Raw genomic sequence first — 17,497 nt, 5'->3', positions numbered from 1 at the left:
TGCAAATTGTGGCTACATGGTAACATTGCTGTATACGCTGCTGCCATCTTCATCCACTATCTTCAAGCGGTAGTATACATCCTTCTGCATCTGGCCGGTTGTATATTTATAAGATCCAGATTTGTTACCGGAAATGAGATGTATCTGCTGAAATCTCTTCCCGTCAATACTACTTTCCACTTCGAAACCTTTAACGGCTTTCGCATCACGAATATTCCACTGCAGGCTGGCCTTGCATCCCTCTGCAAACCCATAGAAATTAATGAGTTTCAAAGGAAGTACACCATCATTTTTCATCAGTATAACTGAAGAATACGCTGGCAACGTAAAAGAGCCGCTATAGATGTTCCCTTTAACGTCTTTGTAAACTCCTGGACCCGGATCAAAAGACTTGCTTGTACTATTGTCGTTCACAGCAAAAAACAAGTAATCGTCAGGATTTGTATTTGTTGTGGTTAACGGTTTAAACTGCACATTATCTATCCAGACCTGGTTTCCGGGATCATTCAGCGTCAACTGAAGAGAGATATTGTTTATGCTGGCCACAGGACTAAAGATCAGGCTTACTTCCTTCCTCTGGGTGCTTGTCTTCACGTAACGGTACTTGGCTACAGGATGACCGCCAAAAAGAACGACTTTTAACCTGGCCGTGTCTGTCATGCCTTTCATGGAGAATGTAACCTGGTAAAATTTGCCAAACTGGAGGCTTCCTACAGTTGCAGCAGCCCTTGATGTTGTGGCGCCCGTAGCAGTCAGGGTCGAGAGTTTAATGGTCCCCCCATCCAAAACCCCTGTGTTATCCCAGATCGCTGCCATGCTGCCGCTTGCCGGTGTAAGGGTCCAACCTGATATTCCTGTATTGAATGTTCCGTTAGTAATGGAGTTCGCCCCTTCCGCAGTAAGGATATACGGGGCAACTTTATAACCTGATAATAAAGAGTTGTGATCGTAACCCAGTCTGCTCCAGTCGTAAAGCGAATAAACTTTATTGATACGAGTTGAATAATTCTCATTAGTTTGTATCAAGGCACTGTCCGGTTCAAAAGGCTGTGCAAAATAATTGCTGTCCACCGATCCGAAGTTCTTCATGTAGTTTAAATTAGTTGCCTGAGACATTCCGGCTATCTGGGATGGATGCTTACTAAACCAAATGTTGTTCTTCACCGTAAAATTCTTAGCTCCTGTAACCGTCGGAAAGTAAGCGAAACCGAACATGTTGTTGTAAAACACATTGTCCCTGACGATATGACTGTTTGCGCCTTCGTTGATCATAAACCCAGCACTGTTGCAGTTATAGACCGTATTTTTGCTGATGGTGTTATTCACCGTATTCTGATCCATGTAGATACCTACAGCATAATTAGTATTTACCGGGATTGCCCTTGTACCGAAAAGGTTTGGAACGCCATTACTGATGATGTTTCCGATTATGTGGTTGTTTCCATAGCCATAGCTTGCGGGTGCAAAACCTTTAAAAGAATAAATACCACCCACATCAGACTTTGTCAATGCAAATTCATTGATCACATTGTTCTTCACATTCAGCCTGCTGCCTTCAAAGCGGATCCCGCAATACCCCACTTTGTTAATCCGGTTACCCATCACCGTTGCGTCAGCGCCTACCATATTTATTGCGTTATACTGATTATTATTTGGTTCTCCCATTCCTGGGCGAAGCGCTGTATTATTAATAATATTGTAATTGCAATTGTAAAAGGTACCGGCCAGCCAGATAGCGTTATTGTTTGTATTATTAATCGTATTGTGATTTACCTCTGCATTGTGGATAAGATTAAGATAGATCGCATTATGCGAGTTATCAAAGTCACAGTTCTCAATCTTAATGCTATTTGAGTTCTCAATCCTCAAGCCATAGCTATTGGCATTAATGAATTTAAGATCGGTGATGCTGATGTTACTGATATTGCTGGCGCTTAATGTATTGCTTTTAAAAGGGGCTTCAATTTGTAAAGAATTCGGGTTGGTTTCAGAATAAAGATAGATCTTTTTTGTAACGGCATCGTAGCACCATTCACCTTGCTGGTCGAGCGTGGAAACATGGTTTTGAATAAAGTATCCATCACCTACAGTCATATCGTAATTTGTACCATTAGGTGCGAAAGAGAGCGTACTTCCCGAATGAGCGGTAATGATTGGTTTATTGAGAATAAACAGCCTTACCCTTACAATTGCGGTTCCCCCGGTAAAATTGCGGTCCGAAAGTGCGGCATCGGTGAGCTGAGAATTACCCGTAAATGCATCCACAGAGTTATAACCTGTAGCGGCAGCATTAAAGTTGGGCCAGCGGCCTATCTGTTGACTTTCTGTACCGACGAAAAAGTTGTTCAAGCTGCTCATCTCTCCGGTATAATCTGCCGCCCAAATATTTACAGATTCCTGCTTCCAGGACTCAACTACCATGGCACCATTGATAACGGGCTTGTTTCCCGCGCCGTAGCACGCGAAATTAAGAGTACTACCTGCACTTCCTGAAGCTGTGATGTTCAACTCCCCCCTGAACTCTTCTCCCCTTTTGAAAAGGATAGAGTCTCCTGGATGGAAATTGCCCATCATACTATTTACCTTACCGATACTTTTCCATGGTGAATTAACAGAAGTACCGTTGTTGTTTTCGTCATCTCCCGAGGAGGATATGTAGTAGTTAGTCTGAGCATGCCCCGAAAGGATATATAGAAAAGACGTGAGCAAAAAGCAGTATTTCATAATGGTTTAAAATGATTTATATTGGTTTACAGTAAGTAAAAACAGAAGCTTAAGATTACAACCCGGATTTTAATAATCCGGGTTTTGTTCCAGTTTCGGAGAGCGGTTCAATTCATTTTGCGAAATAGGATACAGATAATTCTTAGGTTCAAACACCCGGTTTTCAACAGTGATCCTCTGATAGGTATATGAGTTGTTAGCCACTTTCTTGATCTTCATGCCGCTTACCGGTTTATTAAAAACCTGTTCAGCTAACTTCCATCTTCGTACGTCAAAAAACCGGTGTTCTTCAAAGCATAATTCTACCTGGCGCTCTTTCCTTATTCTGGTTGTTCTTTCCAGTTTACCCAGGCCTGCCAGTAACGGAAAGGAAGGATTTGCTCTTCTACGAACGGCATTAATGGCTGAATATATTGCTGTAACATCTCCATCCGACTCGTTTAAAGCTTCAGCATAATTCAGAAGTATTTCGGCATAACGGAATAAGACCCAGGGACGTCGTTGAGATACAAGACCTGTCGAACCTGCAAATGTCACGGCATCACTGGTAAATTTACGGAGATAATACCCCGTTTTAGTAGCAAATATCTTATCGGTAGGTTTGTCAATTTTATCCAGCCCCCCTTCGAAAGTCTCCACCGTACGTGTTAAACTGCCTGTTTTATACTGGGATCCGTTAGTCACAATAAAAAGTGCAAGTCTGGCGTCACGGTTGGCATAGGGATTATTGTCTGAATAATTCGAAGTGAGATCCAGTCTTTCCTTTCCATTGCTCATGTCAAATGCATCGACGAGTTCCTGAGTCGGATTTGTGCGACCTTTCCCTCCATTGAACCCAACCGGTGCATTATTACTTTCAATGGCATTCGTGTTGACAGCAGTTGTTGCAAAGATCACTTCCGAATTATATAAGGTGGCAGCATTACTATAATTGAACAGCCGGGGGTAATTTGCAGTGCTAACCAGCGAATGTTTATTCAAGTCTATCACAGCTTTTGCCGCCTCGGCAGCGTCTTTCCATCTCTGAACATCCTGAAGTGGATTATATTGCGGACTGGCGTAATATAGCAGGACCCTCGATTTTAAAGCCAGGGCAGCAGCTTTCGTTGCCCTGCCCCTGTTTCCGGTATCCCAGTTTTCACCGTTAGAAGTGGTAGTTCCGGTACCGTTCCAGATCGCCGGAATATAAGCAGCTGCTGAATCACAGTCATTTTTGATGAGACTGACAACCTCATCCACAGAATTCCTTGGCAGGTCAAGGTCTTCATCTTTGTCAAAAACCTTTGTTGCCAGAACAATTCGTCCATACCGTTTCATTAACTCAAAATGATAAAAAGCTCGCAGAAAAAAGGCCTGCCCTCTAAGAGGATTAATATCAGACACCGGTAAAATGGCACTCTTAGGTGCCTTTTCTAGGAAGAGGTTTGTTGTACGTAAAGCTGTATATAGCGCGGTATACCGGTCATCAAACACATTTCCAGCACCCCATGTGCCATTGGTCATGGTGAGTACAGGGTTGTTAGGCTGGGATATCACTGCTTCATCGGTAGCATCGGCCAGCAATGCTCCCTCACCAAGATCATAACGGTACTGCAAGCCATTGTAGGCAACATTTAATACAGATCTTGCAAAACGATCATTTTCCCAAATATCATCTTCATCCACTACACCTTCGTAGACATCAAACGTAAGATAATCTTTTTTGCAAGCCGAAAAGCAGGTCAGTACCATGCAAGCACAGGCCGCATATTTGTATATTTTATTGTTTAGTATCCTTTTCATAATTTCTATTATCTTATGCTCTGTTTCAATTAAAACTGCACGTTTAACCCTAAAGAATAAGTTCTCAGGTTTGGATAATCATTACCATACCCAGCATAATTCATTTCCGGATCTATGTCGAAATCTTTTTGAATTTTAGAGAATGACAACACATTAAATCCGCTTACAAATACCCTGGCACGCTGAAGCCTTACCCTCCTTAGAACATCTTTCGGCAAGGACACACCCAACTCGACCGTTTTAAGTTTTAAAAAGTCCGCAGATCTTAGCCAGAAATCAGAGGCAGCCTCATTGTTTCCCCTGTCAGCAGCAGCCAGACGCGGCCATCTCGCCGAGGAGGCAGTTTCCGGTGTCCAACGATCAAGGCTATACGTATTCAAACGGTCTGGACCTGAATTAATCAATGAGTATACGCTCATCGTGCGACCCTGAATTCCCTGGAACTGGGCGTTAAGGGCAAATATGCCGTAACCCAGATTAAAGCCGAAACCGTAATAACTGTGAGGGATGTCGGTATAGTTGGTTTCTACCCGGTCATTTACATCTATCACTCCGTCCATATTTATATCGCGGTATTTGATGTCACCCGGATAGACGTTTTCTGAAAGCGTTTGTCGGGGACTGTTATCAATTTCATCCTGGTTTTTGAAGAGCCCATCAGAAAGGTAAAACCGCTTTCCTCCTCCTGTCCCTGTTACTCCTCCAACATTATGTCCTACGGTTGATTGGTAAGGCAGCGTTCCCGAAAGCTCGTTCCGGGCGATAATCTTATTAGAAGCGTAAGTATAATTACCGTTCAGGGCAAGATCTAACTTACCAAGGGTTTTAGTAAACATCAAAGAAGTTTCAAATCCCTTGTTACTTACTACCCCGCCGTTTACACTTACTAAGGAAATGCCCAAAATCCCTGGCCTGAAATCCTCAGTTAATATATCCGATCGCCTTTCGTTAAAATAATCTGCACTTAGGCTGAGCGCGTTGTTCAGGAACCTTATATCCGAGCCGATATTAAACCTTCTGATTCTTTCGGCATGGATATCAGCATTGCCCATAGGATTTTGTTCTCCGGCGCTGGTTGTAGCAGTGAACGAGGTACCAAAAGCATAACCGCCACCTCCACCGTTCCTGTTATACAAGGTCCTGAAAGGTAAACGGGTCCCACCTATTCCGCCATTCGCTGTGAGCCCGTAAGAGGTTCTCAACTTTAAATAATTAACACTTTTACTTGCTTTTAAGAAGCCTTCATCAGAAACGATCCAACCAATAGCAGCTGCAGGATAGAAATCATAGCGTTGTTCGGGTGCAAAGTTCTCAGAACCGGCATAACTACCAGTCAGGTCGATGAAGTAGCGGCTTTTGTATCCGTAACTAAGTCTTGCGGCAAGTTGCTGGTCGCGATACTCCAGGCGTGAAGCGTCATTATCGACAGAGCGCTGTCCCCTGAAACCCGCGTCAATGGAATGCAGACCAAAGCTTCGGTCATAATCCAGACCTATCCAGATCTCATTTTTCCTGTTATTTCCGCTGAAAGATGAAGCCCTGTAACCTACGTTCGGATTTGTAACCGGGCTGATTATACGAACCGGGCTCTGAGAAAAATCATATAGTTCATAATCTTGAACAAAACCAGAGGTATAAGTTCCGCTGGCATCGTAGCCAAAAAGCACATTAGCCGAAAGCCCCTTGGTAACAAAGTCCAGTTTTTGTTTAGCCGTTATAGTAGCAAAAGAACCTCTGAGTATATCTCTCCGGCTCCCCGACCTCGTTAACCTTGCTAATGGATTGTTATCATAAGTATTGGTTCCGCCAAAAGTACCATCTTCATTAAGCAAAGGAAATGCATTCGGTGGCAGATTGTAAATGTCGTTAATTAACGCATCGGTTTCGTTGTCTCCCGGATTGTTACGGTTTTCAACCCTGACTGCTGCATATAAGCCAAAACTTAAAGTTTTAGTCACGTTCACATCCAGATTTGTTCTGAAATTAAGACGATTAAAGCGTACTTGCGAATTAAAACCGTCTCCTTTAGCATTTTTAAAAAGACCATCCTGGTCAAAATAACTGGTATGAACAAAATACCGGATAGCTTCCGTTCCCCCGGATGCCGACAACACATAGCGCTGTACGGGAGCTGAACTGCGCATCAGCTCGTTTTTATAGTCATTATTTGGATAGAGAAACGGGTTCGATCCGGAACGATAAGCATCCAGTTGTTCCTGTGAGAAACCTCCGGCCTGCCCGCTATTGGAAAGCGCTTCGTTATAAAGCGTAGCATACGTGTAGGAATCGAGTGATGGAATATGCCTATCCATCTGCTGAAATCCATACTGTGAGCTAAAATTGATTAAATTGCGTGATGGTTTACCCGATTTAGTCTTTACGAGTATAACCCCATTTCCTCCATTAAGACCATACCAGCTTAAAGAAGCCGCATCCTTCAACACTGTAAAACTCTCAATTTCATTCAGATCAATATTTTGCAGGCTTCTGGAGATACCATCAACCAAAACAAGAGGGTTGTTTCCCGAGTTGTAGGTTGAAGTTCCGCGGATGCGGAAGGTCGCAGATTCAGCACCAGGTTTGGTTCCTGTCTGTTGTACATACAAGCCGGGAACCCTGCCGGCTAAGATATTATTCAAACCGCCTAATGGTATCTGGGGAAGGTCTTTTGTTGCCAGGGTTGAGACCGCCGCCCCGGTTTCTTTGTTTTTCTTTGAGTAAAAAGGTGAATAAATGATCTCCTCTTCAGACAAAAATATTGTACGCCCAATGGAATCAGGATCTTGTGCGTCGGCCCGGGTCCAGGAAAACGCCAGCATTACCAAAAAGGCTGTCCTATAGTATTTTAAAAAATTCATTTTAATGCTTTTTAGAATTAGAAACTAAACCAATATTCTATTTCCATTCAGGACTTTGCTCTAAAGCTCCTGTAGACTTTCGTATTTCGGCCAGCGGAATGGGATACCAATGCCAGCGTTCCTGGAATCCAGGGCGTTGATGAGCTGACTCCAAAGGCACTTCCTGGTAAGTAAGAGTGTTTCCCACCTTATCTATCTTCATGCCGTAAAGCGTTTGGTCGACAATTTCAGCCCCTGCTTTCCAGCGAAGCACATCCCACCAGCGCATTTCTTCAAAGGCGAATTCGACTGCGCGTTCATCCCGGATCCTTTCACGCATCTTATCTTTGTCGAGGTTCTCCAGATCGGGCATACCCGCCCTGTTTCTTACCTCATTGATTGCGTCATATACTTCCTGGTCGGGGGCTGAAAGCTGTTCGTTCCTGGCTTCTGCAAGGTTTAAAAGTATCTCAGCGTACCTGAAGAAAATAAAGTTGACCCGTCCCTGCGAATTTGACACTGTACTCCGCACAGACTCAGGCCAAAGTCTCTTTACGTAATAACTTGTTTTGGTAACGTTATCTCCGCGAACATCGCGGCCGCCAATAAAAGTTTCCACGGCACGCCCCTGCCAGGACGATCCGTTATAAAGTATATTCACATAAAATCTCGGATCCCTGCCCACATAAGGATTGTTTTCGTCGTACCCCGAAAGAGGATCACCTATTGGCAAACCTGTGGCCTGCATACCATATAAGTTGACATGGTTTTGGGTAGGAGAAATGGTACTTTGTGCCCCCCCGTAACTTGCAGGCATAATGAAGTCCTTAAGATACCCTTGCAATACGCGCGGAGCCCTGGGTTTTATCATAATGTATTCTTCGGAGGCCGGCAGAACAAGGACGTCGGCGTAACTGTCTTCCAGTTTGTATTTGTTGATTAATTTAACAGCAGCAGCAGCTTCAGCAGCAACACGCCATTTGTCAGTGTTATTCTCCGGATTCCTCAGGGGACTGGCATCAAGTAACAACAATCGTGATTTCAGTGCCATGGCCGCTCCCTTGGTTGCCCTCCCACTATACCGTTTGTCAAGATATTCATCAGGCAGAAGCTCAATGGCATTATTCAGATCCTTTAAAATGAATGCTACTGTCTCTTCATAGCTGTTCCTGGGAAGGTCTGTCGTAGCTTCGCTAACAGGCTGAGGTTTATCGATGATCACCACACCTCCAAATCGCTTTACTAACTCGAAATAATAGAAGGCCCGCAAAAATAGCTGCTCGCCTCTTATTCTTGATCGTTTCCACCAGTTACCCTCGTAGTCGTCCAGCCGGGCTAAAGTAGTATTGGCATTTCTGATCCCTTTGTACATCTGACCGTAAATCGTAACGATCTCCGTAGCCTGGGTGCTCAGATAATTTCCTGCGGTCATCGAGGATACGAAAGACTCGTTATTATTTGAGATGCTTTCGTCAGTAAACTGGCCGGTCATTCCCTTGTTACTTCCGTTCAGTCTTGCGTAATCGTCAATTAAAAACGCATAGCTGTTGGTTGCGAAATTTTCCGCAAGCAAGGTGTCCTGAAAAACAGCGTTCTCATCCACTACAACGGAAAGATCGCGCTGCAGGAAGTCTTTTTTGCATGAGAAAGACAAAAAGGTCAAACCACCTGTTAAAAGGTATAAGTATTTATTTAGTAATCTCATAATTGTATGTTTAAGCCGAAGTTCAACACCCGGGTACTTGGGTATATGGTCATTTTGTTACCGTACGTGCCGGAAAGGGAATAAGCGTTTTCCGGATCATAGCCATAGAATTTAGTCCATGTTTTTAAGTTTTGGCCCGTTACAAAAACGCTGAGACCATTCACATGAAGTTTTTTGGTTACTGATTTACCAAACTGATAGCGAACCTGAACGTTTCTAAGTTTCAGATAACTGGCATCGGTTTGATAGAAGTCGCTTACCTGTTCATTGGGGTTTCCCTGCTTAACACCTTCACGGATCACCGGCCAGGTAGCGTTGTTTTTGGTATCAGGAGTCCATCTTCCCATCATGGGCTCGTAATATTGGTTACGGGCATTGCTGAAGAACAGGGCATCAGAGCTTACATTTTCTGCTCCCTGTAATAGAGCTGATATGCTGAATCCCCTGTAATTAAATCCCAGGTCTATTCCAAAGGTATACTCAGGGATGGTAGAAAATCCAAAAGGCGAGCGGTCGTCAGTATTAATGATACCATCTCCGTTGAGATCCGCATACTTCAGATCTCCCGGAATAAACGGGATGTTGGTTATCCCATTTTTGGCCCATGTATCCACCTCAGCCTGGTCATTGAAGAAGCCTAAAGTCCGGTAGCCTCTCATCTGGCCTATAGGAAGGCCGGTATTTTTAAGGTTATCCGGAGTACCAGGCGCTTCATCAGCAATTACAACTTTGTTCTTTGAATAAGTAAGCTGTCCTCCAATATTGTATCCAAAATCTCCGATCGTACTCCGGTATTTCAACTCCAGCTCATAGCCTCTGTTGTAGTTCTCACCATAATTCACTTTCGGAAGCGTTTCACCATAGGTTGCAAAGCTGCTGTTGTTTCTTTCGAGAAGAATGTCGTACCGTTTATCGTCGAAGAGGTCCGCATTGAACGCAATCTTTCCTCTTAGAAAGGAACTCTCAAGACCGATGTTACGTTTCACCGATTTCTCCCAGGTTACTTCAGGATTTCCAACAAGGTTGTGAATTATAGTAGGAGCATTGATCAGGGGATCCTCGCCAAATGGCATGGAGGTTCCCGGGCCATAATTGTTATTATAGTAAAACCTTCCCGTTCCGGCACTCGGTATACCCACTAAGCCCCATGAGCCTCTGAATTTAATCTGCTGAATCCAGGAAATATCTTTTAAGAAAGGCTCATTTGAGACCGTATAACCTAGTGAGAAAGAAGGAAAAAGGCCGTATCTTTCAGACTTGGCATAATTTTCAGAGCCCATGTAAGATCCGTTGGCCTGTAGAAAATACTTCTCGTCGAAATTATAAGATAAATTATAAATAACACCCTGGTTAGTAAAGGGAGCAGGTGCCGTAGAGTAATTAGCTCCCGTACCTGAAGCCCTGAATTCACGCTGACCCAGTAAAAGAGCTGAAACGCTATGTTTGTCGAACTTGTTATTATAATTTAGGGAAAGCTGAAGGTTGGTTTTGAAGTAACCACTCCTTGAAGACGTAATGGTGCTAAGCGGATCGTTGTTTCCACTTACATATACAATATCTTTCAGGGTACGGTCTACCCTGTAAACAGCTCTGTTACCATACTGTCTTTTGCCGCTCGACACATAGGCATCATATCCTAATAAAGCTTTGCCCGACAGACCTTTCAGTACGCTGTTTAAGCTTTGATTTAAAGTAAAAATTGTCTCAATAGCATTATTATCAGTTTGAAGATATCCACCACGTACTAGCAAAGAGTACGGGTTATGGGTGTTAACTCCTAAATTATCATCCTGAACATGATTATAGCGGTCAGAAAGTCTTATGAGACTCGGGTCGGTCGTATTCGTATACTCGGGGAAGTAAGGTAATCCCCATGAAGGAATAGCGATCACGCGGCTCAAAAACCCTTCCAGGCCGTTTGCATAAATATCATCCGGCTCAGCAGAAGGAGAAAATCCCTGAATAGAGTATCGATTTTCAAGACGTCCGCCAATATTTACACCTACCGTAGTCCCTTTGGTAAGCTTAAGATCTATATTCGACCGAAAGTTAGTTCTATTATAGTCAGGCGTAGTTTTATAATTTAGCGGGCTTTTAAAGTCCTCTAACATGCCGTCTTCAAAAGTGTGCCCGATCGAGACAAAGTAATTTGCAATCTTACCTCCACCAGAGATATTGAGGTTCTGCTGATTTTGCGACCACTGGTCCCTGGTAACTGTTTCAAACCAGTTAACATTCGGATAAAGTAAAGGATCACCTGTCCCATTTCTGAAAATTTCCAGATCCTCATCTGAAAACGTCCGGGCAGAGCCACTGTTGATCTGACCTTCAGTATGGAGGAGTGCAGATTCGTAAGCATCCAGAACCTTTGGAACACCTGTATAGCCAACGATGCCATAATTTGCTGACAACGAAATTCTTGCTTTGCCATCCCGGCCCTTTTTGGTGGTTACCACAATCACGCCGTTCGCCCCTTTAATACCGTACATGGCTGCAGAGGATGCATCCTTAAGGATATTAATACTCTCAATTTCTGAAGGGTCAATATCACCGAAGGACTGGCGTTCCACTCCGTCAACTATGATGAGAGCGGTAGAATTATTGGAAACCCTTCCCCGAATGTATAAGTTGGCTGCATTTGCTCCCGGTTTCCCGCTTGTTTGCTGAGCCACAACGCCTGGTACCTTTCCAACAAGGGCATTGGTAACATTCGTAACAGGAGATTTCAGTATCTCCTGACCGGAGATAGTACTTATTGCTCCGGTGACGTCCGACCTTTTCTGCTGGGTATATCCAGTTATAACAACCTCGTTAAGATCGTTAGCCGCAGGTTTCAGCCGGACGGTCACATTTTCATTATTATCGATCTTTATGCGCTGCTCGGTATAGCCGAGAAACTTAAAGATCACCCTCGCCCCAGGTGTAATACTGAGCCGGAAATTACCGTTCTGATCCGTAGATGTTCCTGTAGCTGCACCCTCCTGAATAACGGAAGCACCAGGAATTGCCAAACCGTCATCCGAAGAAACCACGGTTCCAGTGACAATTTGCTTTTGCTGGGCCGCTACGTATTGCGGATCTAGTATCAATATACTTATGAGACCGAACAGCTTAAAGAAGGAAAATCTGAGTAATAATCCTCTATCCATAAAAATTTAGATTTTAATAATTGAACTGTAATTAAAATTCTTCTTAACCTTAATTAAGGACCGCAAATAAAGCGATTTTAAAATGGGATGTTAATACCGGAGACTGCCCCGAAGAGTTTTGCTTAAACATGGTTATTCTAATTAGTTGGTTAGTAACATGAAAAGGTTTCTCCTTTTCGACCGCTAAATTGGAGCATTTTGGCCTTAGGGTGTTTATGCATACGTTGCATAAGTAGCATGAGATGTTACAAAAAGCAGCATTTCAACGGAGATAAAGCTGCCTGCTGAGCAGGTGTTCCATATAAAAGGCTTTGGCGATCAGCAACTGGGGGGAAGCAGGTGATATTCCCCTTCCTGCCGAATACACAGGGGAAGGCATTGCTGATTTAGCTTTTTGGAGACCGTCAAACGCTACCTGGTACATCAAAGTTCAGGAACCCCGAAAAACATGGGTGGGCGGAATCTGTTCCGTACCGGCAGGTAGAAAACTGGGACAAGCAGGTGACATCCCTGTTCCTGGCGATTACACTGGCAGCGGGAAAGTTGAACCAGCTGTACAGGCCTTCCACGGCTTTAATTGTCTTCTAGTGGGAGACAACTTAAATTCTCTGCAAAAGGGTGCGATAATTAACCTGCCTTATCGTATAAAGAGTAATTTGCTTAAAGACAGGCAGGCCTGCAAACTTAAACTTGCTCGTATTTATAAGCTTGTAAGAATAAATACCTGGCCCGATGCTTATAGGCGGTGTACAGCAACTCAATATCGTAAACAATATAAGCTGTCAACTTGTACCAAATAAAGATTTTAAGCTCATCCCTGATGAGCCCAAAATCTTTATCCATTTAACCAGGAGCCAAAGATTTCAGTACCTCTGTATTATTTTCTCAATGAAGCCATATCTATCACAAAGCGATACTTAACATCTCCCTTTAGTAATCTTTCATAAGCCTCATTTATCTGCTGGATATCAATTATCTCAATATCAGAAACTATTCTATGCTCTGCACAGAAATCAAGCATTTCCTGTGTTTCAGCAATGCCGCCGATCATTGAACCCGCAAAGCTCCTGCGCGATGGTATCAGACTAAATGCAGCCACGGGAAGAGGCAATTCGGGAGCTCCCACCAGGGCTAAAGAACCATCTACCCTAAGCAAATTCAAATAAGCGTTAATGTCGTGCTGAGCTGAAACAGCATCCAACACAAAATGCAGCTTTCCGGCATATCGGCTCATCTGCTCCTCGTCTTTTGACAACACCACATCATCAGCACCCAGGCGTTTCGCATCTTCAAACTTCGACGGCGAAGTTGTAAATACAATTACCTCGGCACCCATAGCTTTGGCAATTTTAACAGCCATATGTCCGAGGCCTCCAATGCCAACAACACCAACTTTCTGACCTGGAAGGACGTTCCAGTGTTTCAGAGGCGAATAGGTAGTGATCCCTGCGCATAATAATGGCGCGGCAGCTGCCAGATCCAGACTTTCAGGTATTCGCAACACGAAGGCTTCATCAACCACCACACGTTCTGAATAGCCTCCAAAGGTCTGGATACCCGAGTGTTTATCAATCGAATTATACGTTTGTGTTGCACCGGGCTCGCAATACTGTTCCAATCCCTCCTTGCAGTACTCGCATTCGCGGCAGCTATCTACCATACAACCCACCCCGGCAATATCACCAACCTGGAATTTGCTGACATGACTACCGATGCGAACAATCTTACCAATTATTTCATGCCCGGGAACGCAGGGATACATTGTTCCATGCCATTCATTTCTTGCGGTATGGAGGTCCGAATGACAAACGCCACAAAACAATATTTCGATCTCAACGTCGTGAGGTGTTGGGTTTCTGCGATGGATGTTTAACTGATCTAAGGGTGCATCAGAAGCCTCAGTTCCGAATGCTTTAATATTTTTCTCTTCCATAATATATTATAATCGTTATTTTTTTCGATCAACAGCCTGTTGAATCAATGAGTCTCATTATCAAGCCATGTCTCACAAGCCTCTTTATCTTCACCATCTAAATAACATCCTTCCTATCGATTGTTTGCCTTGCCTGCACTTTTATCACTGAAATCTAAATTTATCTGTAAGAAACCATGCCCTGCCTTAATTGTTATATTAATAAATACACAAAAAGCCCCGAAAGGGGCTTTGTCGTCTCCGGGGAAAAATGAAAATAGCAACTTATAATATCAACGGAATCAATGGCCGGCTTGAAATTCTGCTTCGCTGGCTGAAAGAAGCGCAGCCTGATATTGTTTGTTTGCAGGAGCTGAAATCGGAAAACAATAAATTTCCGGAATACTCTATCCGCGGTGCGGGCTATCATGCCATATGGCACGGCCAGAAAAGCTGGAATGGCGTTGCCATTTTATCTAAAACGGAGATCCGGGAACTTCGTAATGACTTGCCCGGTCAGGACGATGAATTTACACATAGCCGGTACATCGAAGCTTTCATCAACGACATCGTAATCGGCTGTATCTACCTTCCCAACGGCAACCCCTACCCAGGGCCGAAATTTGATTATAAGATGCGCTGGATGGAACGCCTGGCCCTCCATGCCCAAAACTTGGTTGATCTCGACCTGCCCGTGATCTTGCTTGGTGATTATAATGTGATGCCCACAGAAATGGATACCTACAAACCGGAAAAGTATCTTAAGAACGCCCTTTTTAGAATTGAACCGCGTGAAGCATATAAAGAACTTGAAGACCAGGGCTGGACTGATGCGATCAGGGCACTTTACCCGCATGAACGTATCTACACTTTTTGGGACTACCTTCGTGACGCTTATGGCAGAAATGCAGGGTTAAGGCTGGATCACTTTCTCCTCAACAAAAAAATTGCCGGCCGACTTAAAACCGCTCAAGTTGATAAACATGTACGCGGCTGGAAAGGAGCCAGCGATCATGCACCTGTATGGATCGAACTTGCCGAGGAAAATTTCCCGGAATCGAAAGCATCAACCACAATAGCAGGCACTTTGGAAGAAAAAATAGAGATCGCTGAAACGGGAAAAGAGCTAGGCAAAGCCGCAAGCTCCTCCCCTGCTGCCTACCTGGAGACCTTGTTAAAAGATGCCCCTGTAGCAAAGATCCCGTCCCAAATCAAACCCATGAAAGCCACATTGGTCGACACTCCCTTTGACGACCCGGGATGGATCTATGAGATTAAATGGGATGGTTATCGCGCTGTAGCGCTCGTAACAAATGGACGCGCAGAACTTATCTCCCGGAACAACCTGCCTTTCGATCAGTTCAAACCAATTAATGAGCTATTGGAGAACTGGAAAGCAAATGCTGTTCTTGACGGCGAGATCGTGACACTAGATGAAGAAGGCAACGCAGATTTCGGAGCATTACAAAACTGGCGTAATACTAAAACTACAAACCTGGTTTATTTCGTTTTTGATATTCTTTGGTACGAAGGCAAATCATTAACAGAATTACCTTTGTACCAACGCAGGGAAATACTTAAAGCCGTTTTGCCTTCAGACAATAAACAGATCCGTCTGAGCCAGGCATTCGAAGTAAATGGCATTGAGTTCTTCGAAGCTGCCAGGAAGATGAAACTGGAAGGTATCATTGCCAAACGCGCTGACAGTTTGTATACTTCTGATGCTCGTTCACGCGAATGGCTAAAGATTAAGGTGAAACGCAGGCAGGAAGTGGTTATAGCCGGATTTACAAAAAATGAAGGAACCGTTAAGTACTTCAGCGCACTCGCTATCGGCGTGTACGATAACAAAGGCATACTTCGCTATATCGGCAAAGTGGGTACCGGTTTCAATACGGCAAAGCAAAAAGAAATGATGGCGCTGTTCAAACCTTTGATCACCAATGAAAGCGCGTTCGACGTAGAACCCGACGTGGATGAACCATCGCAATTCCGGCCAAGAAGATTAGGCGCAAAAGCTACCTGGTTAAAACCAGAACTTGTTTGCGAAATAGAGTTTGCGGAAATCACCAGTGATGGTAAAGTCCGGCAGGCCTCATTCAAAGGCTTGCGAACCGATAAAAATCCAAAGGAGGTGGTGCTGGAGTTAGAAGCGGATACAGAAACCATCGTTGAAGAAGTTGAGCAGGATGCAGAAACTAACCCTTCAAAGAACAGTAATAGTATTAATAGTAATTTATTACTCTCTTCCCAAAAAGATACAGAAGCAAAAGAAGTTGACGGTCACATCCTAAAATTCACTCACCTGAACAAGCTCTACTGGCCGGAAGATCGAATAAGCAAACGCGAAATGTTCAACTACTATCACCAGGTAGCGCCTTTCATGCTCCCTTATCTCAAAGACCGCCCGATGTCTTTAAACCGCTTTCCCGGTGGCATTCACGGTGAAAGTTTTTATCAAAAAAACGTGCGTGATAAGGCTCCCGATTGGGCCAGGACCATGCCGCACACCAACGGCGAAGGAATTGAAAAGGACTACTTACTTGGAAATGATGAAGCTACCTTACTCTGGATGGCATCGCTGGGCTGCATCGAGATGAATCCCTGGTTTAGCCGTTCCCAGTTTCCAGACAACCCGGACTATTGTGTGATCGACCTCGACCCCGACAAACAGACCTTCGACCAGGTGATACAGGCAGCCCGGGAGGTAAAGCAAGTTCTGGACGCCATAGATGTGCCTAGCTTTCCAAAAACATCGGGCTCTACCGGCATTCATATCTATATCCCACTCGGCGCGAAGTACAGCTATGATCAGAGCCAGATATTCGCCAACATTATTGCCAAACTGGTACATAAGCAGATCCCTGACTTTACTACCCTCGAAAGGATGATCGCCAACCGCAAAGGAAAAATGTATCTCGACTACTTGCAGAACCGTCCGGGAGCTACCATTGCCGGGGTATATTCCCTCAGGCCAAAGCCCGGAGCTACGGTTTCCATGCCGGTAACATGGGACGAGGTAAAACCAGGATTAACTATGCGTGATTTTACGATCCACAATGCCATTGACCGGCTGAAAGAGACCGGAGATCTGTTTACAGGTATTCTTGGTGAGGGAATTGACCTGTCAACTACCGTTAGAAAAGCCCAAAGTGTTTTTGGGTGATGTAGCCTCATTTATCGTCGCTGCGATTTACCTATGGATTATCTTTCGCGAGAATCTAATGCTTCTGGCATTCTATCAATACAATCCATTTACGCAAAAAGGCGGCAATTTGAGCCATCCTTTTTGCGTGTCGTTCCATCATTATCAGTTGCCTCGAGTTGGAAATAGAGCTCGACGGATGGTTACAACCAGCTCATTTAGTTTTCCAGGTCATTCATCCAC

At 44.2% G+C, this 17,497-nt stretch carries 8 protein-coding genes; 2 read left to right on the top strand and 6 right to left on the bottom strand.

Annotated features, from left to right (window positions below; all coding sequences use genetic code 11):
• Window positions 1-12 precede the first annotated feature (12 nt).
• From J3P37_RS07060 to J3P37_RS07040, 5 genes are all read right to left on the bottom strand, one after another.
• Window positions 13-2,724: a right-handed parallel beta-helix repeat-containing protein gene (locus tag J3P37_RS07060; RefSeq protein ID WP_256010373.1), complete on the bottom strand. Its 2,712-nt coding sequence runs from the start codon at window positions 2,722-2,724 to the stop codon at window positions 13-15.
• Between the two features lie 69 nt (window positions 2,725-2,793).
• Complete coding sequence (locus J3P37_RS07055) at window positions 2,794-4,506, bottom strand: RagB/SusD family nutrient uptake outer membrane protein (protein ID WP_256010372.1); 1,713 nt, start codon at window positions 4,504-4,506, stop codon at window positions 2,794-2,796.
• A gap of 29 nt (window positions 4,507-4,535) precedes the next feature.
• Window positions 4,536-7,364 (bottom strand): SusC/RagA family TonB-linked outer membrane protein, encoded by a 2,829-nt coding sequence (locus J3P37_RS07050; protein ID WP_256010371.1) that lies wholly within the window; start codon window positions 7,362-7,364, stop codon window positions 4,536-4,538.
• Between the two features lie 37 nt (window positions 7,365-7,401).
• Window positions 7,402-9,048: a RagB/SusD family nutrient uptake outer membrane protein gene (locus tag J3P37_RS07045; protein ID WP_256010370.1), complete on the bottom strand. Its 1,647-nt coding sequence runs from the start codon at window positions 9,046-9,048 to the stop codon at window positions 7,402-7,404.
• Window positions 9,045-12,197, bottom strand: a complete 3,153-nt coding sequence (locus J3P37_RS07040; RefSeq protein ID WP_256010369.1) for a SusC/RagA family TonB-linked outer membrane protein — start codon at window positions 12,195-12,197, stop codon at window positions 9,045-9,047. Before J3P37_RS07040 ends, J3P37_RS07045 begins: the two co-directional genes overlap by 4 nt.
• A gap of 311 nt (window positions 12,198-12,508) precedes the next feature.
• Between J3P37_RS07040 and J3P37_RS07035 the strand changes: the two genes are divergently transcribed.
• Window positions 12,509-12,997, top strand: a complete 489-nt coding sequence (locus J3P37_RS07035) for a hypothetical protein (protein WP_256010368.1) — start codon at window positions 12,509-12,511, stop codon at window positions 12,995-12,997.
• 77 nt (window positions 12,998-13,074) lie between these two features.
• On the opposite strand, the gene J3P37_RS07030 is transcribed toward J3P37_RS07035, so the two are convergent.
• Window positions 13,075-14,130: an NAD(P)-dependent alcohol dehydrogenase gene (locus J3P37_RS07030; protein WP_256010367.1), complete on the bottom strand. Its 1,056-nt coding sequence runs from the start codon at window positions 14,128-14,130 to the stop codon at window positions 13,075-13,077.
• 250 nt (window positions 14,131-14,380) lie between these two features.
• On the opposite strand from J3P37_RS07030, the gene ligD reads away from it, so the two are divergent.
• Window positions 14,381-17,275, top strand: coding sequence for a DNA ligase D (gene ligD / locus J3P37_RS07025; protein ID WP_256010366.1), 2,895 nt, complete (start codon window positions 14,381-14,383; stop codon window positions 17,273-17,275).
• The last annotated feature ends 222 nt before the right edge of the window (window positions 17,276-17,497 follow it).

Origin of the sequence: Desertivirga xinjiangensis (genome assembly GCF_024436435.1) — a bacterium.
GTDB lineage: Bacteria > Bacteroidota > Bacteroidia > Sphingobacteriales > Sphingobacteriaceae > Desertivirga > Desertivirga xinjiangensis.
Note: the sequence above shows the minus strand (reverse complement) of the source record. Positions and strands in the feature narration are given on the sequence as shown.